31 protein-coding genes are annotated in these 20,543 nt (G+C 52.1%); all 31 read left to right on the forward strand.

What is annotated here, in order from left to right; all coding sequences use genetic code 11:
* Window positions 1-775 (forward strand): elongation factor Tu (locus AC3CB2_RS22095; RefSeq protein ID WP_352936465.1); only part of this gene is annotated, 775 nt, incomplete at its 5' end.
* 69 nt (window positions 776-844) lie between these two features.
* Entirely contained in the window at window positions 845-1,153 is a 309-nt protein-coding gene (rpsJ, locus tag AC3CB2_RS22100; protein ID WP_008547405.1) for a 30S ribosomal protein S10, read from the forward strand.
* Window positions 1,154-1,174: 21 nt separating this feature from the next.
* Window positions 1,175-1,891, forward strand: a complete 717-nt coding sequence (gene rplC, locus AC3CB2_RS22105; RefSeq protein WP_014286298.1) for a 50S ribosomal protein L3 — start codon at window positions 1,175-1,177, stop codon at window positions 1,889-1,891.
* Window positions 1,891-2,508, forward strand: a complete 618-nt coding sequence (rplD, locus tag AC3CB2_RS22110; protein ID WP_008547526.1) for a 50S ribosomal protein L4 — start codon at window positions 1,891-1,893, stop codon at window positions 2,506-2,508. The genes rplC and rplD overlap by 1 nt, the downstream gene beginning before the upstream one ends.
* Complete coding sequence (locus tag AC3CB2_RS22115) at window positions 2,508-2,801, forward strand: 50S ribosomal protein L23 (protein WP_008547868.1); 294 nt, start codon at window positions 2,508-2,510, stop codon at window positions 2,799-2,801. Before rplD ends, AC3CB2_RS22115 begins: the two co-directional genes overlap by 1 nt.
* Before the next feature lie 13 nt (window positions 2,802-2,814).
* The gene (gene rplB / locus AC3CB2_RS22120) at window positions 2,815-3,648 is read left to right on the forward strand and encodes a 50S ribosomal protein L2 (protein ID WP_008547462.1); all 834 of its coding nucleotides are present in this window, start codon (window positions 2,815-2,817) and stop codon (window positions 3,646-3,648) included.
* Window positions 3,649-3,660: 12 nt separating this feature from the next.
* A complete protein-coding gene (gene rpsS, locus AC3CB2_RS22125) occupies window positions 3,661-3,939 on the forward strand; it encodes a 30S ribosomal protein S19 (RefSeq protein WP_008547370.1) in 279 nt (92 codons plus the stop codon).
* Between the two features lie 2 nt (window positions 3,940-3,941).
* Window positions 3,942-4,322 (forward strand): 50S ribosomal protein L22, encoded by a 381-nt coding sequence (gene rplV, locus AC3CB2_RS22130; RefSeq protein WP_008547759.1) that lies wholly within the window; start codon window positions 3,942-3,944, stop codon window positions 4,320-4,322.
* Window positions 4,322-5,038, forward strand: coding sequence for a 30S ribosomal protein S3 (gene rpsC, locus AC3CB2_RS22135; RefSeq protein ID WP_008548029.1), 717 nt, complete (start codon window positions 4,322-4,324; stop codon window positions 5,036-5,038). Before rplV ends, rpsC begins: the two co-directional genes overlap by 1 nt.
* A 43-nt stretch (window positions 5,039-5,081) precedes the next feature.
* Window positions 5,082-5,495: a 50S ribosomal protein L16 gene (rplP, locus tag AC3CB2_RS22140; protein WP_008547866.1), complete on the forward strand. Its 414-nt coding sequence runs from the start codon at window positions 5,082-5,084 to the stop codon at window positions 5,493-5,495.
* Window positions 5,496-5,518: 23 nt separating this feature from the next.
* Window positions 5,519-5,719, forward strand: coding sequence for a 50S ribosomal protein L29 (gene rpmC / locus AC3CB2_RS22145; protein WP_008547599.1), 201 nt, complete (start codon window positions 5,519-5,521; stop codon window positions 5,717-5,719).
* Between the two features lie 10 nt (window positions 5,720-5,729).
* Window positions 5,730-5,972, forward strand: coding sequence for a 30S ribosomal protein S17 (gene rpsQ / locus AC3CB2_RS22150; protein WP_037036314.1), 243 nt, complete (start codon window positions 5,730-5,732; stop codon window positions 5,970-5,972).
* 58 nt (window positions 5,973-6,030) lie between these two features.
* Window positions 6,031-6,399, forward strand: a complete 369-nt coding sequence (gene rplN, locus AC3CB2_RS22155; protein WP_008547447.1) for a 50S ribosomal protein L14 — start codon at window positions 6,031-6,033, stop codon at window positions 6,397-6,399.
* On the forward strand, window positions 6,399-6,716 hold the full coding sequence (gene rplX, locus AC3CB2_RS22160; RefSeq protein ID WP_008547821.1) for a 50S ribosomal protein L24: 318 nt from the start codon (window positions 6,399-6,401) through the stop codon (window positions 6,714-6,716). Before rplN ends, rplX begins: the two co-directional genes overlap by 1 nt.
* Complete coding sequence (rplE, locus tag AC3CB2_RS22165; protein WP_008547749.1) at window positions 6,709-7,266, forward strand: 50S ribosomal protein L5; 558 nt, start codon at window positions 6,709-6,711, stop codon at window positions 7,264-7,266. The genes rplX and rplE overlap by 8 nt, the downstream gene beginning before the upstream one ends.
* 33 nt (window positions 7,267-7,299) lie before the next feature.
* Entirely contained in the window at window positions 7,300-7,605 is a 306-nt protein-coding gene (rpsN, locus tag AC3CB2_RS22170) for a 30S ribosomal protein S14 (protein WP_008547545.1), read from the forward strand.
* A gap of 12 nt (window positions 7,606-7,617) precedes the next feature.
* Window positions 7,618-8,016, forward strand: coding sequence for a 30S ribosomal protein S8 (gene rpsH, locus AC3CB2_RS22175; RefSeq protein ID WP_008548012.1), 399 nt, complete (start codon window positions 7,618-7,620; stop codon window positions 8,014-8,016).
* Between the two features lie 44 nt (window positions 8,017-8,060).
* Window positions 8,061-8,594 (forward strand): 50S ribosomal protein L6, encoded by a 534-nt coding sequence (gene rplF / locus AC3CB2_RS22180; protein ID WP_008547719.1) that lies wholly within the window; start codon window positions 8,061-8,063, stop codon window positions 8,592-8,594.
* Window positions 8,595-8,605: 11 nt separating this feature from the next.
* Window positions 8,606-8,959: a 50S ribosomal protein L18 gene (gene rplR / locus AC3CB2_RS22185; protein ID WP_008547748.1), complete on the forward strand. Its 354-nt coding sequence runs from the start codon at window positions 8,606-8,608 to the stop codon at window positions 8,957-8,959.
* Between the two features lie 41 nt (window positions 8,960-9,000).
* Window positions 9,001-9,564 carry a 30S ribosomal protein S5 gene (gene rpsE / locus AC3CB2_RS22190; protein WP_008548041.1) on the forward strand — a complete coding sequence of 188 codons (564 nt, stop codon included), beginning with the start codon at window positions 9,001-9,003 and terminating at the stop codon, window positions 9,562-9,564.
* Between the two features lie 38 nt (window positions 9,565-9,602).
* The gene (rpmD, locus tag AC3CB2_RS22195) at window positions 9,603-9,797 is read left to right on the forward strand and encodes a 50S ribosomal protein L30 (RefSeq protein WP_008548093.1); all 195 of its coding nucleotides are present in this window, start codon (window positions 9,603-9,605) and stop codon (window positions 9,795-9,797) included.
* A gap of 19 nt (window positions 9,798-9,816) precedes the next feature.
* Complete coding sequence (rplO, locus tag AC3CB2_RS22200) at window positions 9,817-10,284, forward strand: 50S ribosomal protein L15 (protein ID WP_008547624.1); 468 nt, start codon at window positions 9,817-9,819, stop codon at window positions 10,282-10,284.
* 48 nt (window positions 10,285-10,332) lie between these two features.
* Window positions 10,333-11,673: a preprotein translocase subunit SecY gene (gene secY / locus AC3CB2_RS22205; RefSeq protein WP_352936473.1), complete on the forward strand. Its 1,341-nt coding sequence runs from the start codon at window positions 10,333-10,335 to the stop codon at window positions 11,671-11,673.
* Window positions 11,670-12,242 (forward strand): adenylate kinase, encoded by a 573-nt coding sequence (locus AC3CB2_RS22210; RefSeq protein ID WP_008547880.1) that lies wholly within the window; start codon window positions 11,670-11,672, stop codon window positions 12,240-12,242. Before secY ends, AC3CB2_RS22210 begins: the two co-directional genes overlap by 4 nt.
* 220 nt (window positions 12,243-12,462) lie before the next feature.
* A complete protein-coding gene (gene rpsM, locus AC3CB2_RS22215; RefSeq protein ID WP_008547985.1) occupies window positions 12,463-12,831 on the forward strand; it encodes a 30S ribosomal protein S13 in 369 nt (122 codons plus the stop codon).
* 64 nt (window positions 12,832-12,895) lie between these two features.
* Window positions 12,896-13,285 carry a 30S ribosomal protein S11 gene (rpsK, locus tag AC3CB2_RS22220; protein ID WP_037036234.1) on the forward strand — a complete coding sequence of 130 codons (390 nt, stop codon included), beginning with the start codon at window positions 12,896-12,898 and terminating at the stop codon, window positions 13,283-13,285.
* Window positions 13,286-13,365: 80 nt separating this feature from the next.
* On the forward strand, window positions 13,366-14,388 hold the full coding sequence (locus AC3CB2_RS22225; RefSeq protein WP_008547854.1) for a DNA-directed RNA polymerase subunit alpha: 1,023 nt from the start codon (window positions 13,366-13,368) through the stop codon (window positions 14,386-14,388).
* A 79-nt stretch (window positions 14,389-14,467) separates the two neighbouring features.
* Window positions 14,468-14,902 (forward strand): 50S ribosomal protein L17, encoded by a 435-nt coding sequence (gene rplQ, locus AC3CB2_RS22230; protein WP_037036236.1) that lies wholly within the window; start codon window positions 14,468-14,470, stop codon window positions 14,900-14,902.
* 347 nt (window positions 14,903-15,249) lie between these two features.
* Entirely contained in the window at window positions 15,250-17,448 is a 2,199-nt protein-coding gene (locus AC3CB2_RS22235; protein ID WP_054784771.1) for a methyl-accepting chemotaxis protein, read from the forward strand.
* 263 nt (window positions 17,449-17,711) lie between these two features.
* Window positions 17,712-19,157, forward strand: a complete 1,446-nt coding sequence (locus tag AC3CB2_RS22240; RefSeq protein WP_352936477.1) for a Do family serine endopeptidase — start codon at window positions 17,712-17,714, stop codon at window positions 19,155-19,157.
* 56 nt (window positions 19,158-19,213) lie between these two features.
* A complete protein-coding gene (locus AC3CB2_RS22245) occupies window positions 19,214-20,524 on the forward strand; it encodes a replication-associated recombination protein A (protein ID WP_352936479.1) in 1,311 nt (436 codons plus the stop codon).
* Window positions 20,525-20,543: the final 19 nt, after the last annotated feature.

Below are 20,543 nucleotides of genomic sequence, written 5' to 3' on the forward strand. Positions count from 1 at the left end.
CCAGGTTGACGATGAAGAGCTTCTCGAGCTCGTAGAAATGGAAGTTCGTGAACTTCTGTCTTCCTACGAATTCCCAGGCGACGATATTCCAATCATCGCTGGTTCTGCTCTTGCAGCTCTGGAAGATCGCGATGCAAACATTGGTTCCGAGAAAATCGCTGAACTGATGGCTGCAGTAGACGAGTACATCCCAACTCCAGACCGTCCACGCGATCAGGCATTCCTTATGCCAATCGAAGACGTGTTCTCCATCTCCGGTCGTGGTACCGTTGTTACCGGTCGCGTTGAGCGCGGTATCATCCACGTTGGTGATGAAGTTGAGATCGTCGGCATCAAAGAAACAGCTAAAACCACTGTTACTGGTGTTGAAATGTTCCGCAAGCTGCTCGATCAGGGTGAAGCAGGCGACAACATTGGTGCACTGATCCGTGGTGTTGGTCGTGAAGAGGTTGAGCGTGGCCAGGTTCTGTGTAAGCCAGGTTCCGTTACTCCTCACACCAAGTTCAAAGCTGAGGCATACATCCTCACCAAAGAAGAAGGTGGTCGTCACACCCCATTCTTCACCAACTACCGTCCACAGTTCTACTTCCGTACAACTGACGTGACTGGTGTTGTTTCTCTGCCAGAAGGCACAGAAATGGTGATGCCTGGTGATAACGTTGCTGTTTCAGTTGAACTTATCGTGCCAATCGCTATGGAAGATGGTCTGCGCTTCGCTATCCGCGAAGGCGGTCGTACCGTCGGCGCTGGCGTTGTAGCTGAAATCATCGAATAAGAATTGAGTTTGGGCTGCGGTTCGACTTTATGTTGAACCGCAGTCGCCTTACTCAGTTAAGGATTAGTCATGAACGGTCAGAATATTCGGATCCGCCTGAAGGCGTTTGATCACCGTGTTCTTGACGCTTCCACTAAGGAAATCGTGAACACGGCGAAACGGACCGGCGCGCAAGTGCGTGGGCCAGTTCCGTTGCCGACGCGGATTGAGAAGTACACCGTACTTCGCGGACCGCATGTTGATAAAAAGAGCCGCGATCAGTTCGAAATGCGCACTCATAAGCGCCTTCTCGACATCGTCGATCCAACACCACAGACAGTAGATGCTTTGATGAAGCTCGACCTGGCTGCTGGCGTTGACGTCGAGATCAAGCTCTAAGTGCGGCAAGGGGACACAGTAATGCGTTCTGGAGTGATCGCACAGAAGGTGGGTATGACCCGTATCTATAACGAGGCAGGTGAACACGTGCCCGTTACAGTACTGCGTCTAGACAACTGTCAGGTTGTTGCTCACCGGACGGCAGAAAAGAACGGCTACACTGCGCTTCAGTTGGGCGTAGGTGCAGCAAAAGTTAAGAACACGAACCGCGCAATGCGTGGCCACTTTGCAGTTGCAAAGGTTGAGCCTAAGCGCAAACTCGCTGAGTTCCGTGTTTCTGAAGAAAACATGATCGAAGTTGGTGCTGAGCTTACTGCTGACCACTTCCTTAACGGTCAGTTTGTGGATGTAACCGGCACCTCTATCGGTAAGGGCTTTGCTGGTGCGATGAAGCGTCACAACTTCGGTGGTGGTCGCGCTTCTCATGGTGTGTCTATCTCACACCGTGCGCACGGTTCTACCGGTCAGTGTCAGGATCCAGGTAAGGTGTTCAAAGGCAAGAAAATGGCCGGTCACCTTGGTGCAGAGCGCGTCACCACTCAGAACCTGAAAGTTGTACGTACTGACGTAGAACGTGGTCTGATCATGGTTGAAGGTTCCGTTCCTGGTTCTAAAGGCGGTTGGATCCTGGTTCGTGATGCAATTAAGAAGTCTCTGCCAGAGAACGCTCCTGTACCAGGTGCATTCCGTCAGAACTCTGCTGTTGCAGCGGCTGAAGCTGGGAAGGAAGGTGAGTGATGGAACTCGAGGTTAAAACCCTCGGCGGCAAAGCTGCGGGTTCGATCACAGTGTCTGACGAGATCTTCGGTCTCGAGCCACGTATTGACCTGATCCAGCGCGTTGTTCGCTGGCAGCTTGCAAAGCGCCAGGCTGGTACTCATAAATCTCTGGGTCGCTCAGAGGTAAACGGTACCACCAAAAAATTCGTACGCCAGAAAGGCTCTGGCGGCGCACGTCACGGTAACCGTAAAGCTCCTCAGTTCCGTGGTGGTGGTAAGGCATTTGGTCCAGTTGTGCGTGAACACGCTCACGATCTTCCTAAGAAGGTTCGTGCTCTGGGTCTGAAGCATGCCCTGTCTGCAAAAGCAGCTTCCGGCAATCTCTATATTGTTGAAGATGCAAAAGCAGCAGAAGCCAAAACCAAGGCTCTGAAAGAACAGCTCGGTTCTCTCGGTTTGACCAGTGCGTTGTTCGTGGACGGTGCAGAAGTAGATGCAAACTTCGGTTTGGCTACTCGCAACATTCCACTCGTAGATGTACTGCCAGTTCAGGGTATCAACGTTTACGACATTCTTCGTCGTGATACGCTTGTCCTGACCAAAGCGGCAGTTGCAGCTTTGGAGGAGCGCTTCTAATGAGCAAGCTCGTTCACTACGACAAAATCGTATCTCCGGTGATCACTGAGAAAGCTACTTTTGCTTCTGAAGAGAACAAGGTTGTTTTCAAAGTTGCTCTCACCGCAACTAAACCGGAAATCAAAGCAGCTGTTGAGTCTCTGTTTGGCGTTAAAGTCAAAGCAGTCAACACACTGGTTCGCAAGGGTAAAACCAAGCGCTTCAAAGGTGTTGTCGGCAAGCAGAACGACTTCAAAAAAGCTGTGGTCACTCTGGAAGATGGTCAGTCCATCGACGTGACGACCGGTCTTTAAGGGGTAGGACAAAATGGCACTTAAGACATTTAATCCGACATCTCCTGGCCGTCGTCAGCTGGTCCAGGTAGACCGTTCTGATCTTTGGAAAGGCAAGCCAGTCAAGAAATTGACTGAAGGTCTGTCCAAGTCCGGTGGTCGTAACAACTACGGTCGTAAGACTGCAAACAACATTGGTGGTGGTCACAAGCGTACCTACCGCCTGATCGACTTCAAGCGTCGTAAATTCGACGTTGTCGGTACTGTTGAGCGTCTGGAATACGATCCAAACCGTACCGCTTTCATCGCTCTCATCACTTATGATGATGGTGAGCAGGCATACATCCTGGCTCCACAGCGTCTTGCTGCTGGCGACAAGATCATTGCTGGTGAAGCTGTGGACATTAAGCCGGGCAACGCTATGCCACTGGCTTCTATCCCAGTCGGTACGATCATTCACAACATCGAGATGAAGCCAGGTAAAGGCGCGCAGATCGCTCGCTCCGCTGGTGCTTACGCTCAGATCGTTGGTCGTGACGCTGGTTACACTGTAATCCGTCTTCTGTCTGGTGAGCAGCGCCGTGTACTCGGCACCTGCATGGCCACAGTTGGTGCAGTATCAAACCAGGATCACGCTAACATCAACCTGGGTAAAGCAGGTCGTTCTCGTTGGCTGGGCCGTCGCCCACACGTTCGCGGTGTTGCTATGAACCCGATCGACCACCCGCACGGTGGTGGTGAAGGTCGTACTTCCGGTGGACGTCATCCGGTTACTCCTTGGGGTAAACCGACCAAAGGTAAGCGCACACGACGTAATAAAGCTAGCGATAAGTTTATCGTACGCTCACGTCATGCGCGGAAGAAGTAAGGGGAACGGATCGTGGCACGTTCGATCTGGAAAGGGCCGTTCATTGACGGTTACCTCCTGAAGAAAGCGGAAAAGGTTCGCGAGTCCGGCCGTAACGAGGTCATCAAGACCTGGAGCCGCCGCTCCACCATTCTTCCGCACTTTGTGGGGTTGACTTTTGGCGTCTACAACGGTCAAAAGCACATTCCTGTTTTGATCAGCGAAGACATGGTAGGTCACAAGCTGGGCGAATTCGCTCCAAGCCGCACCTACTACGGTCATGGCGCTGACAAAAAGGCGAAGAGGAAATAAAGATGGGCAAGCAGAAGCATGAGCGGACGCTCGCCGACAATGAGGCTAAAGCAGTAGCTCGTATGCTGCGCGTTTCTCCACAGAAACTCAATCTCGTTGCTGCATCGATCCGCGGTAAGAAGGTTGGTACTGCTCTTGCTGACCTGACCTTCTCACGCAAGCGTATCTCTGGCGATGTCAAGAAATGCCTGATGTCTGCTATTGCAAACGCTGAAAACAACCATGATCTCGACGTCGACAACCTTGTCGTCGCCGAGGCATTCGTTGGCAAGGCGCTTGTAATGAAGCGTTTCCAGCCACGTGCCCGTGGTCGTGTAGGACGGATTCTGAAGCCGTTCTCCAACCTGACCATCGTGGTTCGTGAAGTTGAGGAGGCAGCCTGATGGGTCAGAAGATTAATCCAATCGGCCTTCGTCTTGGCATCAACCGGACCTGGGATTCCCGCTGGTTCGCGAGCAAGAACGAATATGGCGATCTTCTTCATGAAGATTTCCGCATTCGCGAATACCTGCTCAAAGAACTGAAGCAGGCTGCTGTTTCTAAGGTTGTCATCGAACGTCCGCACAAAAAGTGCCGCGTAACTATCCACTCTGGTCGTCCAGGTGTTGTTATCGGTAAAAAAGGTGCAGACATCGAGCGTCTTCGTAAGAAGCTGTCCGCGATGACTAACTCCGAAGTACACCTCAACATCGTTGAAGTGCGCAAGCCGGAAACAGATGCAGCGCTTGTTGCGGCATCTATCGCTCAGCAGCTCGAGCGTCGTGTAGCATTCCGTCGTGCCATGAAGCGTGCAGTTCAGTCTGCAATGCGTCTTGGCGCTCAGGGCATCCGTATTAACTGCGGTGGTCGTCTGGGCGGTGCGGAAATCGCACGTATCGAATGGTACCGTGAAGGTCGCGTGCCACTGCACACTCTTCGTGCAGACATCGACTATGGTACCGCGACTGCACACACCGCTTACGGTGCTTGCGGCGTGAAAGTCTGGATCTTCAAGGGCGAAATCCTTGAGCATGATCCAATGGCTTCCGAACGTCGTGCGACCGAAGGTGGTGGCAAGAGCGAACGCCAAGGTGGCGGTCGTCGTGAGCGCGCAGCATAAGCTGCGCCTCCAACGGCTAAACTAGTTAAGCGAGAGAAAAGCTATGCTGCAACCAAAGCGTACTAAGTTCCGCAAGCAGCACAAGGGCCGCATCCATGGCAACGCCAAGGGTGGTACGGACCTCAATTTCGGCGCCTACGGCCTTAAGGCCATGGAGCCAGAGCGTATCACCGCTCGTCAGATTGAGGCTGCCCGTCGTGCAATGACCCGTTACATGAAGCGTGCGGGTCGCGTGTGGATCAGAATCTTCCCGGATGTTCCTGTATCCTCCAAGCCGGCTGAAGTCCGTATGGGTAAGGGTAAAGGTTCTCCTGAGTACTGGGCGTGCCGGGTTAAACCTGGTCGCATCATGTTCGAAATGGACGGTGTGTCTGAAGAAATTGCTCGTGAAGCAATGCGTCTGGCCGCTGCAAAACTCCCAATTAAGTGCCGGTTCGTCCAGCGCATTGGCGAGTAATCGGACATCGAAAGGAAAAGGCCATGAAGGCTACCGATGTAAGAGCTAAGACCTCTGATGAGCTCAAGGCAAACCTGGAAGAACTGAAAAAAGAACAGTTCAACCTGCGTTTCCAGCGGGCCACCGGTCAGCTCGAAAACACCGCTCGTGTTCGTCAGGTTCGCCGGGACATCGCGCGGATCCAGACAGTACTGCGCGAGAAGCGCGTGTCTGACAACGCATAAGGAGCTAATGATGCCAAAGCGTATTTTGCAGGGTGTCGTTGTTAGCGATGCGAACGAAAAGACAGTAACGGTTAAGGTAGAGCGTCGCTTTACCCACCCATTGCTGAAAAAAGTTGTGCGCCGTACGAAGAAGTATCGTGCACATGACGAAAATAATTCTTACAAGGTTGGCGACACAGTTCAGATTGAAGAGTGTGCTCCAATCTCTAAGAATAAGAAATGGACCGTTGTTTCTTCGGAAGCAGCGAGCTAGTGAACGCATCCAGCATTTCTAATTTTTAGATTGCTGAGAAAGAACAAGGCGACGAGTCATGATTCAGATGCAAACAAACCTCGACGTTGCCGATAACAGCGGTGCGCGTCGTGTCATGTGCATCAAAGTGCTCGGCGGCTCCAAACGGAAGTATGCTGGCGTTGGCGACATCATTGTTGTCTCCGTCAAAGAAGCAATTCCGCGGGGTCGTGTTAAAAAGGGCGACGTGATGAAAGCGGTCGTCGTGCGCACGGCTAAAGACATCCGTCGTGCAGACGGCAGTGTGATCCGCTTCGACCGCAACGCGGCTGTGCTGATCAACAACAACAAAGAACCGATCGGAACACGTATTTTTGGCCCAGTTCCTCGTGAACTGCGTGGCAAGAATCACATGAAGATCATTTCGCTTGCGCCGGAGGTGCTCTGATGCCCGCGAAGATCAAAAAGGGCGACAAGGTCGTCGTAATTGCCGGTCGTGACAAAGGAAAGACTGGGGAAGTTCTCCAGATGATCCCATCCGAAAACCGCGCTGTCGTGCGTGGCGTAAACATGGTGAAACGTCACCAGCGCCAGACCCAGCAGAGCGAGGGTGGCATCATCACAAAGGAAGCTCCAATTCAGCTTTCCAATATTGCCATTGCTGATCCTAAGGATGGCAAGCCGACCCGCGTCGGTTTCACGACTAATGAAGCAGGCAACACTGTACGCGTTGCCAAGCGTTCAGGAGACGTGATTGATGGCTGACGCTACTTACACTCCACGGCTGAAAGCGCACTACAATGATGTAGTGCGTGGCCAGCTTCAGGAGAAGTTTAACTACACCAACCCAATGATGATCCCTTCGGTCGAAAAGATCGTTTTGAACATGGGTGTTGGTGAAGCTGTTGGTGACAGCAAGAAGGCTCGTATCGCTGCTGAAGATCTGAGCTTGATTGCTGGTCAAAAGGCGGTTATTACCCGTGCTAGAAAATCTATCGCGACCTTTAAGGTTCGTGAAGATATGCCACTGGGTACTAAAGTTACACTTCGTCGTAACCAGATGTTCGAATTCATGGATCGTTTGATCACCATCGCGCTTCCGCGCGTACGTGACTTCCGCGGCCTGAATCCGAAGAGCTTCGACGGACGTGGCAACTACGCTATGGGCCTTAAAGAACACATTGTCTTCCCAGAGATTGACTACGATAAAGTAGATCAGATGTGGGGTATGGACATTGTTGTTTGTACCACAGCGAAAACCGATGACGAAGCGCGTGAACTGCTGCGCGCGTTCAACTTCCCGTTCCGCAAATAATAGCGGTATACGGGAAAGGAACGAGGACAGACGATGGCGAAGAAAAGCGCGGTCGAGAAAAACAAGCGGCGCGTAGCTCTTGTTAGCAAATTTGCTGACAAGCGTGCTGCCCTGAAGGCCATGGCCAAAGACGAGAGCTTGTCCCTTGAGGAGCGTTTCAATGCACGGCTTAAGCTTGCTAAGCTGCCGCGCAATTCCGCGCCTACACGGGTACGCAACCGGTGTGAAGTCACAGGTCGCCCACGCGGTTACTACCGCAAGCTTAAGATGTCGCGTATTGCGCTTCGTGAGTTGGGTTCCCTGGGCAAGATCCCGGGTCTCGTGAAGTCGAGCTGGTAAGGAGTTACTGCTATGTCGATTTCCGATCCAGTCGGGGATATGATCACGCGCATCCGTAATGCGCAGATGCGTCGCAAATCTAAAGTAAGCACACCTGCTTCTAAGTTGCGCGCTCGCATCCTGGACGTTCTGATTTCTGAAGGTTACATCCGCGGTTACACCGCTGTTGACTTCGGTGCAGGCAAGTCCGAACTTGAAATTGAACTGAAGTACTTTGATGGCGAACCAGTGATCCGCACCATTGAGCGCGTATCTAAGCCTGGTCGTCGCGTGTACTCTTCAGTCAAGAACATCCCACACGTTGCAAACGGCTTGGGTGTATCTATTCTGTCAACTCCTCAGGGCGTTATGGCAGACCACGATGCACGTGAGAAAAATGTGGGTGGTGAAGTACTCTGCCGCGTCTTCTGACGCGGCATTGCACGATTTAACAAAATAACAGACAGGTTGATCTTATGTCTCGAATTGGCAAGAAGCCAGTCCCTGTGCCTAGCGGGGTAACGGCAACGATCAACGGCCAGGATGTTATCGTAAAAGGCCCGAAGGGGGAACTCTCCTTCGTGGTCAACGATCTCGTTTCGGTCGAAATGACGGATGATGGTATCCGTCTTGATCCGCGCAACCAGTCCAAGACTGCGCGTTCTATGTGGGGTATGTCCCGCACCATGGTCGCTAACCTCATCACAGGTGTGACCTCCGGCTTCGAAAAGCAGCTGGCGATTACCGGTGTTGGTTACCGTGCACAGGTTCAAGGCAAAACTCTTAATCTTGCTCTTGGTTTCTCTCACGATGTCAAGTTCGACATTCCTGAGGGTGTAGAAATCAAATGCCCGAAGCCGACAGAAATTGTCATCAACGGCATTAACAAGCAGCAGATTGGGCAGGTAGCCGCGAACATTCGTGAATATCGCCCACCTGAGCCATATAAAGGCAAGGGTATTCGTTATGCGGACGAGTTCATCGTTCGTAAAGAAGGCAAGAAGAAGTAACGGTACGGACCATGGCGAATGGAAATTCTTTCGAACGTCGTCGCGCCCGTGTGCGCCGTTCGATCCAAAAGGTAGCGAATGGTCGTCCTCGACTGTCCGTTTTCCGCTCATCCAAGCAGATTTACGCTCAGATCATCGACGATTCCAAGGGTGTGACCCTTGCTTCTGCGTCTACCATTGAGAAAGACGTAAAAGTAGAATACGGCGGCAACAAAGATGCTGCTGCTGTAGTTGGTAAGCTGATTGCTGAACGCGCTATTGCTGCTGGCATTAAAGAAGTCGTGTTTGATCGTGGTGGTTACATCTATCATGGCCGTGTAAAGGCCCTGGCAGATGCAGCACGTGAAGGCGGTCTGAACTTCTGATCGGCGCCTGTAGGTGCTCCTAGAGAACGGGAAACATTATTATGGCGAGACAGGATAATCGGGATCGTGAAGAGCGCGACAGCGAATTTGTCGATAAGCTTGTTCACATCAACCGCGTCGCTAAAGTAGTTAAGGGTGGCCGTCGCTTCGGCTTCGCTGCTCTTGTAGTAGTAGGTGACCAGAAGGGCCGTGTAGGCTTTGGTCACGGTAAGGCTCGCGAAGTGCCTGAAGCCATCCGTAAAGCAACTGAAGCTGCTAAGCGTACTATGGTTCGTGTACCACTTCGTGAAGGTCGTACTCTTCACCACGATGTTGAAGGCCGTCACGGCGCAGGTAAAGTTGTACTTCGTGCAGCTCCTGCTGGTACCGGTATCATTGCTGGTGGTCCAATGCGTGCGGTGTTCGAAACACTTGGTGTTCAGGACGTTGTTGCGAAGTCCCTCGGTACTTCCAACCCGTACAACATGGTTCGTGCAACCTTCGATGCGCTGAAAAAAGAAGACAGCCCGCGTTCTGTTGCAGCACGTCGTGGTCTCAAGGTATCTTCCTTGCAGGCTCGTCGTCGTGACAACGATGATGCGGCACCAGTAAAGGCTGAGGCGTAAGCCTTAGCTTTGCTGACTGAAGAACAAGGGTTAGTGTCATGGCTAATACTGAAAAGACTGTAACAGTCGAACAGATCGGTAGCCCGCTTCGCCGTCCTGCTGATCAGCGCGCAACGCTGGTTGGTCTGGGCCTGAACAAGATGCATCGTCGTCGTACTCTGAAGGACACTCCAGAAGTACGTGGCATGATCCGCAAGGTTCAGCATCTGGTTCGCGTTGTAGACGAAGCATAAGCGGACCGGGAGAACTATCATGAAGCTCAACGAACTCCGGGATAACCCGGGTGCAAGTCAGGATCGTACCCGCGTAGGTCGCGGTATCGGTTCTGGTAAGGGCAAGACCGGTGGCCGTGGTGTCAAAGGTCAGAAGTCCCGTTCGGGTGTTGCTATCAAGGGCTTTGAAGGCGGCCAGATGCCATTGCATCGTCGTCTTCCTAAGCGCGGCTTCACCAACATCTTTGCTAAGGACCTGAACATCGTGTCCTTGGGTCGTGTTCAGACAGCTATCGATGCAGGCAAGCTTGACGCTTCCGCACCGGTTACTGTTGAAGCACTTGTAGCAGCTGGCGTTGTTCGCCGCGTTCTGGATGGCGTTCGTCTGCTGTCCGACGGTGAACTGAAAACCGCTGTAACATTCGAAATTGCTGGCGCTTCCAAAACTGCTGTTGCAGCAGTTGAAAAAGCAGGCGGCAAGGTCGTAATCAAGGAAGGCAAGGCTTAACAGCCTTGTCTTTTTTTCGGGGTGTATCCAAACTGACCGGAGCGCGGAATGGCTTCTGCAGCCGAGCAACTTGCTTCAAACCTTAACTTTTCTGCCTTTGCTAAAGCCGAGGAACTGAAGAAGCGAATCTGGTTCACGCTAGGCGCGCTTTTGGTTTATCGATTCGGAACCTATATCCCTCTGCCTGGAATTAATCCTGACGCGCTCGCACAGGCCTTCGGAAACGTACAGACTGGCATTGTTGGCCTGTTTAATATGTTTTCCGGTGGTGCTGTCGAGCGTATGGCTATTTTTGCCCTCGGCATCATGCCTTACATTTCTGCGTCGATTATCATCCAGCTGATGACTTCCGTTGTTCCTACACTGGAACAGCTGAAGAAAGAGGGTGAGCAGGGCCGGAAAAAAATCAACCAGTACACACGTTTTGGTACAGTGATTCTGGCGACCTTCCAGGCTTACGGTATTTCCGTTGGTCTTGAAGCCGGCACGAACATTGTTATCGATCCGGGCTGGTTCTTCCGTATTGCAACAGTTCTTACCCTTGTTGGTGGTACTATGTTCCTGATGTGGCTGGGTGAGCAAATCACCTCACGCGGCATTGGTAACGGCATTTCTTTGATCATTTTCGCCGGTATTGTTGCCGGGCTTCCTTCTGCGATTGCTTCCACTTTGGAACTTGGTCGTCAGGGTGCTCTTGCAACTCCGATCATTCTGGCAGTTGTTGTACTGTCCGTTGTGGTTATCGGCGTTATCGTATTCATGGAACGTGCACAGCGTCGCTTGCTGATTCAGTATCCACGTCGTCAGCAGGGCAATAAGATGTTTGAGGGGAACACTTCGTTCCTGCCACTCAAACTCAATACGGCAGGTGTTATTCCACCGATTTTTGCAAGCTCCTTGTTGCTGGTACCAGCGACTGTTTCCAGTTTCCAGACCGGTGATTCCACTGGTTCTATGGCGTGGTTGACGACTGTCACTGCGTTGCTGGGTCACGGTCAACCAGCGTACATGGTTCTTTATGCAGCACTAATCATCTTTTTCTGCTTCTTCTACACTGCGATTGTTTTCAATCCGTCGGAGACTGCAGACAACCTCAAGAAGCATGGTGGCTTCATTCCAGGGATCCGTCCAGGCGAACGTACGGCGCAGTACATTGACCATGTGCTAACTCGCATTACGGTTGTCGGTGCAATATACATTACTCTCATTTGTTTGTTGCCAGAGTTCCTGATCTCAGCAACGGGTGTGCCGTTCTACTTCGGTGGTACGTCTCTGCTCATTGTTGTTAGCGTCACCATGGATACCGTTTCTCAGATCCAGGGACACCTTCTTGCTCATCAGTACGAGGGCTTGGTGAAGAAGACGAAGTTGAGGGGGAAACGTAGATGAGATTGATTCTTCTTGGCCCTCCTGGTGCTGGTAAAGGCACTCAGGCAGGTCGACTTGTTGCGGCGCATGGTATTGTTCAGCTTTCCACTGGCGACATGCTTCGTGCAGCTGTAGCGGCTGAAACCGAAGTCGGCTTGAAGGTCAAAGATGTTCTGACACGTGGCGAACTGGTATCTGATGACCTGATTTGCTCCATCATTTCTGATCGTATTGATCAGGCTGATTGCGCAAAAGGTTTTATCCTTGACGGTTTCCCACGCACCATTGCTCAGGCTGACGCTCTTGGCGAACTGCTTGAGAAGAAGAACCAGAGACTTGATGCTGTTGTTCAGCTGAAAGTTGACGAAGGTATCCTTCTTGAACGTATTGAAACCCGTGCTCGTGAGAGTGCTGAAGTACGTTCCGATGACAATGCAGAGTCTTTGAAGAAGCGTCTTGCAGTGTACAACGAGCAAACAGCTCCTCTCATTCAGTACTACGGTGAGCGGAACATGCTGATGACCGTTGATGGCATGAAGTCCGTTGACGAAGTCGCTGCAGAGATCGATACGATTTTGAGCACGGTTTAATCCGTGCTTTTTGAAGGCAGGCGCTTGCGCTTGCCTTTATAATAAAGTATAGCCGGCGCACATCGACACCATAATCGATTGGCGCCGGTTTTCCTTGGGAAACCGAGGCTGATCTTTTTGCTGTGTGATGGTGCGCCTTCAACCTGCCAGGTTGTTGGTGTGTTATCGGCAAAAAATGGGAGAGGGGACAACCGTTCCCTCGTAATTGGAGAAAATAAACGTGGCACGTATTGCTGGCGTCAACCTTCCGACGAATAAGCGCGTAGTTATCGCGCTGCAGTACATTCATGGCATTGGCGCGAAGTTTGCGCAGGAAATCACCGACAAAGTTGGTATTGCTGCAGAACGTCGTGTTAACGAACTTTCTGACGCAGAAGTTCTGAAAATCCGTGAAGCAATCGACGCTGAGTACACCGTAGAAGGTGATCTTCGTCGTGAAACTGCAATGAACATTAAGCGTCTCATGGACCTTGGTTGCTACCGTGGCCTTCGCCACCGTCGTGGTCTTCCTGTTCGTGGTCAGCGCACTCATACCAACGCTCGTACCCGTAAGGGTCCTGCAAAAGCGATCGCTGGTAAGAAGAAGTAATTAGCCGGTTATCCGGTGGAGCCGCCGCACTACGGCGGTGAAGATATCGAAGTTAGGAAATAGAATGGCTAAAGATTCGACGCGTGTGCGTCGTCGCGAACGGAAGAACATTTCTTCTGGTGTCGCGCATGTGAACTCTACGTTCAACAACACCATGATCACCATCACCGATGCTCAGGGCAACGCGATCTCTTGGTCGTCTGCCGGCGCGCTCGGCTTTAAGGGTTCTCGTAAGTCTACCCCTTATGCTGCACAGGTCGCTGCCGAAGACGCTGGTCGTAAGGCTGCTGAACACGGCATGCGTACTCTCGAAGTAGAAGTACGTGGTCCAGGTTCTGGACGTGAATCCGCTCTGCGTGCGCTTCAGGCTGCTGGTTTCGTTATTACATCTATCCGTGATGTAACTCCGATCCCGCACAACGGTTGCCGTCCACGCAAGCGTCGCCGCGTCTAACAGTTCGTTAGGCAAGTTTTCCACCCAGGCAAGGAATTGTTGGCCATTAGGCCTACGGGATAGCCAGAGGGTATTTAAACGTGACAATTCAGAAAAACTGGCAAGAGCTTATCAAGCCAACCAAACTCGACATTCGTGCTGGCGATGATGCACGCTTCAAGGCTTCTGTGATTGCAGAACCGCTTGAGCGTGGCTACGGCCTTACTCTTGGCAACGCACTGCGCCGCGTTCTGCTGAGCTCCCTTCAGGGTGCTGCAGTGACCGCTGTTCAGATCGATGGCGTTCTCCATGAGTTCTCATCTATTCCTGGCGTTCGTGAAGATGTGACCGACATCATTCTGAACATCAAGGAAGTAGCGCTTCGCATGGAAGGCGAGGGACCAAAGCGTATGGTTCTGCGTAAGCAGGGTCCAGGTGCGGTCTACGCTGGTGACATTGAAACTGTAGGTGACATTGAGGTTCTTAACCCAGGTCTGCTGCTGTGTAACCTTGATGAAGGTGCGGAAGTTCGCATCGAATTCACTGTTAACACTGGCAAGGGTTATGTTCCTGCTGCCGCTAACCGCCCAGAAGACGCTCCAATCGGCCTGATTCCGGTTGACAGCCTGTATTCTCCGGTTAAGAAGGTTTCTTACAAGGTTGAGAACACCCGTGAAGGTCAGGTTCTTGACTATGATAAGCTGACTTTGACTGTAGAAACTGACGGATCTGTGATCCCTGAAGATGCAGTAGCATTCGCTGCTCGTATCCTGCAGGATCAGCTGTCTATCTTCGTTAACTTCGAAGAGCCACAGCGTGAAGTTCAGGAAGACACAGTTGCAGAACTTGCGTTCAACCCAGCACTGCTGAAGAAGGTTGATGAGCTCGAGTTGTCTGTACGTTCGGCAAACTGCCTGAAGAACGACAATATCGTATATATTGGCGATCTCATTCAGAAGACAGAAGCAGAAATGCTTCGCACACCGAACTTCGGTCGTAAGTCTCTCAACGAGATCAAAGAAGTTCTGGCGCAGATGGGTCTGCATCTCGGTATGGAAGTGGCAAACTGGCCACCAGAAAATATCGATGAGCTCGCTAAGCGCTACGAAGACCACCAATATTAAAGGAACAGGAGCCGAGTGCTTCGCATGAGGTTCCGGCGGTCTGAAGCAGATCGCAATTGACTTAACAAAGGAGAGGGCCATGCGCCACGGTAAATCCGGCCGCAAGCTCAATCGGACGTCAAGCCACCGTAAAGCGATGTTCGCTAACATGGCAGCTTCGCTCATCCAGCATGAGCAGATTGTAACGACGCTTCCGAAAGCAAAAGAGATGCGTCCAATCATCGAAAAGCTCATCACTCTGGGCAAGCGCGGCGACCTGCATGCACGTCGTCAAGCAATTTCCCAGATCCGTGACACTGCAATGGTATCCAAGCTGTTTGATACCCTCGCAGAGCGTTATGCGGACCGTCAGGGTGGTTACGCTCGCGTATTGAAAGCTGGCTTCCGTCATGGTGACAACGCACCAATGGCTGTTATCGAGCTGGTTGACCGCGACGTAGAAGCTAAAGGCGCTGCAGACCGTGCACGCGTTGAAGCAGAAGAAGCTGCGGAAGCAACTGAAGCTGCTGCATAAGCTTTTCGCAAATGCGATTTTAAGAAGGGTGCCTCCGGGCACCCTTTTTTATTGCCTGAACGAATTTCACCTTGAGGACGCCTGAAATCGAGAATCCTGAAGGGATCACAGGGTTGCGTTAGGGCAGTTTTATCAGGTGGAACGGGATCGGCCTGCGGTGCACATTGTGCGCTAGGCATTGCAACTTAGGCTGGTGGAGAAAGAGACTAGCTGCGTGAAGAAATTCGGCTAAATGGCTTTGGTATTTTAAGATTTCTTCGATTTGAAAAGCATTTTAAATATTTGTTTTAAGCAGAGATTAACACTATGGCCTGACTATGCTCCCAACGTATTACTCGGGGGCTAATATGCGTTCTAAATCTGATGAGAGCGGCTCTGTATCCTCACCAAGAGTCAAAAATTATTTTAATCGTATTGCTGTTCGTCTTCCATTCATCATGGTTGGACTTGCAATTATTGCGAGTGCCGTCGTGGCATTCCTTGGGTATACGCGTGCGGAAAGCGCGCTGACTGAAGCAAGCAAGAAACAGCTGGTTCTTGTGGCTCAGGCTCGTCGGGATACACTCGATGAGAAGCTTGAGCGTGTTGATAGTGATATCAAGCGTCTGGTTAAGAGTAACGCTATGCGCGTTGCGATGACTGATCTGCTGGCATCCATGGACTCTCTGAGTGCTGACAAGGAAGACATCCTTGGCTATTTCCAGAAGAGTGGATCTTCAGCTGCCGAGCGTTTGCAGCTGACCGGTAACGGCAACAAGACACTTTATTCCTGGCGCCATGCGGTGGTTCATCCAGACTTCGTTGCCAGTGTCACCGGCGGCGGATATGCGGATATTCTGATCATGGACGCAAATGGTCTGGTGATCTACTCCGCGACAAAGTCCTCTGAGTTTCTTGAGAGTGTGAAAGAAGGAAAGCTTTCTGGATCTCTGTTGAGCCAGGAGTTCAACAAAGCAGCGAAAGCGTCTGAAGGCGATGTGATCTATTCCGAGATTGCTCAGTATGAGCCGGACGGAAATGCTGCTTCCCTTCTGATTTCTGCACCCGTGTTTGTCGAAGACTTCAGTCAGGTTGTCTTCAAAGGTGTGATCACAGTACGTCTGGACTCTTCCTTCTTCGATAGCGTTCTGCAAAATCGTGAGAACATGGGTGAGACTGGTCAGACCTATCTGGCGCGCATCGATGGCACCATTCTTTCCAACCAGGCTCTTTCTGATGTTCCAACTGCGTTGGTGAAGAAGGACGATCCTGAGGTTGTTGAGAAGGTTGTGGCAGATCTGCGTGCTAACCCAGAAACCAATGTGGGCTTTGCTGAGGTTCAGGAGCAGTTCGTTCTGGCGCTGCCACTTGGCTTCGAGAAACTTCCAACCGTTATTGTTGCAAAGACAAGCGTGAGCGAAGCACTGGCTGTGGTTCATGCGCTTGCCAAAGAGATCATCATCAGTGGCCTGATCGTTCTGGCTGTTGTTGCTGCGATCGGCATCTTCATGGCACGTAGCCTGTCTACTCCGCTCAATCGTCTGTCCTTCAACCTGAAGCAGATCGCTAACGGTAATCTGGATGTTGAGATCATCTCTGCTCAGCGCAAGGATGAGATCGGCGACATTGGCCGTGCAGTGAAGTCCTTCCAGGCTGGTCTGGTTCGTGCAAAAGAGCTGGATGAGAAGCAGGAGAGGGAACAGCAGGAACAGGAAGAACGTGTGAAGCGTGTCGACGCTCTGAACGAGAGCTTCGATGTGGGCGTTCGTGATATCCTGACCACTGTGACTGATGCTGGTGGCAATCTGGAAAGTACTGCGAAGAGCATGGCAAGCATCTCTGAGCAGACCAATACTGAAGCGCAGACTGTGTCTTCTGCTTCTGAGCAGTCTCTGATGAACCTTCAGGCTGTTGCTGGCGCTGCTGAAGAGCTTTCTGCAACGGTTGGTGAGATCGACCGTGAGGTTCGTCGTTCCGCTGACGTGTCCAAGCAGGCAGCTGAGAAGGCTGCTGCGGCTGAGGTCTCCGTTAACGGGCTGATGGAAGCTGCTCAGCGTATTGGTGAAGTTGTTTCCCTGATCAATGACATTGCAGATCAGACCAACCTGCTGGCACTGAACGCTACCATTGAGGCTGCACGTGCTGGTGAGGCTGGTAAGGGCTTTGCGGTTGTTGCATCTGAAGTGAAGGGACTTGCGAACCAGACTGGTCAGGCGACTGGCGAGATCAGTGTTCAGATCCAGTCCGTTCAGGCTGAAACCGAGAAGGCTGTTGAAGCCATCAAGGAAATCAGCACTGTTATTGCTGATGTGAATGAAGCGGCCACCGCGATTGCTGGTGCTGTTCAGGAACAGGCGGTGACTGCAACTGATATCTCCAGCAACATTCAGCAGGTGACTTCCGGTAGTTCTGAAGTGGCTCAGGCCATCACCCGTGTGAGCATGATTGCAAGTGATGCTGGTCATGAAGCGGAAAATGTTCTTGGTGCTGCAAACCAGCTGACCCATCAGTCTGAAGAGCTGAAGGTGATGGTTGAAGAATACCTTGAGAACATCAGAGCAGCTTAATACCTGCCAGTTCCTATGAAGATTAGTGAAGCGCCGGGGAGACCCGGCGTTTTGCGTTTGTGGAGGCATGGGTGATTGGTGCCAAGCAAAATGCCATAAGCCGTAAATCCACATGGAGTTTTCGGGGATACGAGCTGGCTGCCTAAAACCGACAGATTGGCCTTTTCATTTCCATATTGCAGACTTATCTGTAACCTGCTGCTCCCGAATTTTTTGAAAGAAAATCATTTTGACGTGGGGGCTCTTGCCGAAGGGATTTAAGAATGGGTCAAATCAGGAAGTCTGCTGCTCACTTGGTTCTTTGTGCGGTTCTTGGTGCATCTGGCGTGATTGCGTCACAAGGTGCAGGCGCGCTGGCCAATGAGAAGACTGTTCCCTCATCACAAGCCGAGATTTCGCTTTCCTTCGCCCCAGTTGTGAAGAAAGTGGCACCAGCGGTGGTGAACGTTTATGCCAGCCGCACTGTTCAGGAACGTCGCAGAGTTTCTCCGTTCTTTGATGACCCGTTCTTCCGCCGTTTCTTTGGGGAACAGTCAGATCGCTTTGCCCCACGTTCCCGCAGCCGTGTTCAGAGCTCTCTGGGGTCCGGTGTGATTGTTTCTGAAGATGGAACGATCATTACCAACCATCACGTGATTGCGGGTGCTGATGAGGTTCGCGTCGCGCTGTCTGATCGCCGTGAGTTTGATGCAGATATCATCCTCATGGATGAGCGCACTGATCTTGCTGTGTTGAAGGTACGAGATCCTGATGGTGCCTTCCCAGTTGTACCATTCGCTGATTCTGATGGGCTTGAGGTTGGTGATCTTGTGCTTGCCATCGGTAACCCGTTTGGGGTTGGCCAGACCGTGACGCAGGGCATTGTATCAGCCGTGGCGCGCAATCAGGTGGGTGTCTCTGACTATCAGTTCTTCATCCAGACCGACGCTGCCATCAACCCGGGTAACTCCGGTGGTGCACTGGTTGATCTGAAAGGGCGTTTGGTTGGTGTGAATACGGCGATCTTCTCTCGTTCTGGCGGTTCCAATGGTATCGGCTTTGCGATCCCGGCGAATATGGTGGAAGTGGTTGCCTCTGCTGCGGATGATGGCGGTATCGTGCGGCGCCCGTGGGTTGGCACCAGCGTGCAGCCTGTCAGTTCTGATATTGCAGCAAGCTTAGGTCTGGAGCGTCCGAGCGGTGTGCTTGTGACGCGTATTCAGGATGGTAGCCCGGCTGACCGTGCTGGGATTCGCGTTGGTGACCTGATCCTTTCTGTCGGAGGCACAGAGGTTGATGATCCGGATGCTTATGGCTATCGCCTTGCCACCAAGAAGGTTGGCGGCACCACCAAATTTGAGGTGATGCGCGGTGGAGAGCCGTTCATGGTTGAAATCAGCCTGGAGCGTGCGCCGGAAACTGTGGCAAGAGACACACGGGAGATCAAAGGGAACTCGCCATTTACGGGTGTTCGGGTTATGAATCTTTCTCCGGCCGTGGCTGAAGAGCTGCGTATGTACAACGAGTTCTCTGGTGTTGTGATTGCTGATATTCAGGCGCGTAGTAATGCTGCCTATGTCGGCTTCAAACCCGGTGATATCGTGGTTGAGATCAATGGTGCAGAAGTGACAAGCACCAAAGACCTTTCCAAGCTGACAGCCAAGCGTCAGCGTACGTGGAACATCACCTTCAAGCGTGATGGTCAGCTGCGGCAGGTAAGTTTGCGATAATGCAGTCCTGAAGCGTTTACAGCTTCAAGGCTTGCGCAGAGGAATATTGAGAGACCATGAGTGATCTGTTTTCCGCCAATGGGATGGATCAACTGGAAGACAGGCCGCTTGCTGACCGCATGCGGCCTCGTGTTCTGGAGGATGTTGTCGGGCAAGGCCACCTGCTGGGTGAAGATGGTATTTTAAGCCGTATGCTGCGTTCCGGCTCTCTTGGGTCTCTCATCTTCTGGGGCCCTCCGGGGACTGGTAAGACCACCGTGGCCCGACTGCTTGCTGATGCAACGGATCTGGAATTTGAACAGATCTCTGCGATCTTTTCCGGTGTTGCGGATCTGAAGAAATGCTTTGAACGCGCCAAAGGACGGCGGATCTCTGGCAAGCGGACATTGTTGTTTGTAGACGAGATTCATCGCTTCAACCGTGCGCAGTTGGATAGTTTTTTGCCTGTGATGGAAGATGGCACCATCACGCTGGTTGGGGCGACAACCGAGAACCCAAGTTTTGAGCTGAATGCGGCGTTGCTGTCACGCTCTCATGTACTCACTTTCCAATCGCTCAATGAAGATGCCTTGATTGACCTGCTCAAGCGGGCAGAAGAGGAGATGGGGCGTGAGTTGCCTCTGGATGAGGAAGCACGTCTTTCGCTTGTTCGGATGGCCGACGGGGATGGTCGTTCTGCACTGACATTGGCTGAGGATGTCTGGCGGACAGCTGGTGAGGATGAGGTGTTTGACACTGAGCGCCTTGCTGAGGTGGTTCAGCGCCGGGCGCCGATCTACGACAAGACCAAGGATGGTCACTACAATCTCATCTCAGCGCTGCATAAATCCATTCGCGGGTCAGATCCGGATGCTGCGCTTTATTGGATGTGCCGCATGCTGGAGGGCGGGGAAGATCCGCTTTACATTATTCGCCGCCTGACGGTGATGGCCTCTGAAGACATTGGCATGGCTGATCCGAATGCGTTGGTGCAGGTGAATGCGGCGCGTCATGCTTATCAGCTGGTTGGCTCTCCAGAAGGGGAGTATGCGCTTGCGCAGGCTGCGGTTTATCTGGCGACAGCTCCCAAGTCCAATGCGTCTTATCTGGCCTATAAAGCTGCGCGTATGGATGCGCGGGAGCATGGATCTTTGGTACCGCCAAAGCATATTCTCAATGCGCCAACGACCATGATGAAGAAGATGGGATACGGTGCAAGCTACCGGTATGACCATGATGAGCCGGATGCGTTCTCTGGTCAGGACTATTTCCCTGAGAAAATGGGCCGGCAGAAGTACTATGAGCCGAATGCTCGTGGGTTTGAGCGCGATATTCAGAAGCGCTTGAGCTATTGGGATCGATTGAGAAAAGAACGCGGCAACCAGTAAGGCTGGCCACTTGTTTTAG

Source organism: Pseudovibrio sp. SCP20 (genome assembly GCF_057774105.1).

Bases quoted from the DNA above. Each gene is read 5' to 3' on its own strand.
- rpsJ (WP_008547405.1), top strand. From the start codon at position 845: ATGAACGGTCAGAATATTCGGATCCGCCTGAAGGCGTTTGATCACCGT.
- rplC (WP_014286298.1), top strand. From the start codon at position 1,175: ATGCGTTCTGGAGTGATCGCACAGAAGGTGGGTATGACCCGTATCTAT.
- rplD (WP_008547526.1), top strand. From the start codon at position 1,891: ATGGAACTCGAGGTTAAAACCCTCGGCGGCAAAGCTGCGGGTTCGATC.
- AC3CB2_RS22115 (WP_008547868.1), top strand. From the start codon at position 2,508: ATGAGCAAGCTCGTTCACTACGACAAAATCGTATCTCCGGTGATCACT.
- rplB (WP_008547462.1), top strand. From the start codon at position 2,815: ATGGCACTTAAGACATTTAATCCGACATCTCCTGGCCGTCGTCAGCTG.
- rplV (WP_008547759.1), top strand. From the start codon at position 3,942: ATGGGCAAGCAGAAGCATGAGCGGACGCTCGCCGACAATGAGGCTAAA.
- rpsC (WP_008548029.1), top strand. From the start codon at position 4,322: ATGGGTCAGAAGATTAATCCAATCGGCCTTCGTCTTGGCATCAACCGG.
- rplP (WP_008547866.1), top strand. From the start codon at position 5,082: ATGCTGCAACCAAAGCGTACTAAGTTCCGCAAGCAGCACAAGGGCCGC.
- rpmC (WP_008547599.1), top strand. From the start codon at position 5,519: ATGAAGGCTACCGATGTAAGAGCTAAGACCTCTGATGAGCTCAAGGCA.
- rpsQ (WP_037036314.1), top strand. From the start codon at position 5,730: ATGCCAAAGCGTATTTTGCAGGGTGTCGTTGTTAGCGATGCGAACGAA.
- rplN (WP_008547447.1), top strand. From the start codon at position 6,031: ATGATTCAGATGCAAACAAACCTCGACGTTGCCGATAACAGCGGTGCG.
- rplX (WP_008547821.1), top strand. From the start codon at position 6,399: ATGCCCGCGAAGATCAAAAAGGGCGACAAGGTCGTCGTAATTGCCGGT.
- rplE (WP_008547749.1), top strand. From the start codon at position 6,709: ATGGCTGACGCTACTTACACTCCACGGCTGAAAGCGCACTACAATGAT.
- rpsN (WP_008547545.1), top strand. From the start codon at position 7,300: ATGGCGAAGAAAAGCGCGGTCGAGAAAAACAAGCGGCGCGTAGCTCTT.
- rpsH (WP_008548012.1), top strand. From the start codon at position 7,618: ATGTCGATTTCCGATCCAGTCGGGGATATGATCACGCGCATCCGTAAT.
- rplF (WP_008547719.1), top strand. From the start codon at position 8,061: ATGTCTCGAATTGGCAAGAAGCCAGTCCCTGTGCCTAGCGGGGTAACG.
- rplR (WP_008547748.1), top strand. From the start codon at position 8,606: ATGGCGAATGGAAATTCTTTCGAACGTCGTCGCGCCCGTGTGCGCCGT.
- rpsE (WP_008548041.1), top strand. From the start codon at position 9,001: ATGGCGAGACAGGATAATCGGGATCGTGAAGAGCGCGACAGCGAATTT.
- rpmD (WP_008548093.1), top strand. From the start codon at position 9,603: ATGGCTAATACTGAAAAGACTGTAACAGTCGAACAGATCGGTAGCCCG.
- rplO (WP_008547624.1), top strand. From the start codon at position 9,817: ATGAAGCTCAACGAACTCCGGGATAACCCGGGTGCAAGTCAGGATCGT.
- secY (WP_352936473.1), top strand. From the start codon at position 10,333: ATGGCTTCTGCAGCCGAGCAACTTGCTTCAAACCTTAACTTTTCTGCC.
- AC3CB2_RS22210 (WP_008547880.1), top strand. From the start codon at position 11,670: ATGAGATTGATTCTTCTTGGCCCTCCTGGTGCTGGTAAAGGCACTCAG.
- rpsK (WP_037036234.1), top strand. From the start codon at position 12,896: ATGGCTAAAGATTCGACGCGTGTGCGTCGTCGCGAACGGAAGAACATT.
- rplQ (WP_037036236.1), top strand. From the start codon at position 14,468: ATGCGCCACGGTAAATCCGGCCGCAAGCTCAATCGGACGTCAAGCCAC.
- AC3CB2_RS22235 (WP_054784771.1), top strand. From the start codon at position 15,250: ATGCGTTCTAAATCTGATGAGAGCGGCTCTGTATCCTCACCAAGAGTC.
- AC3CB2_RS22240 (WP_352936477.1), top strand. From the start codon at position 17,712: ATGGGTCAAATCAGGAAGTCTGCTGCTCACTTGGTTCTTTGTGCGGTT.
- AC3CB2_RS22245 (WP_352936479.1), top strand. From the start codon at position 19,214: ATGAGTGATCTGTTTTCCGCCAATGGGATGGATCAACTGGAAGACAGG.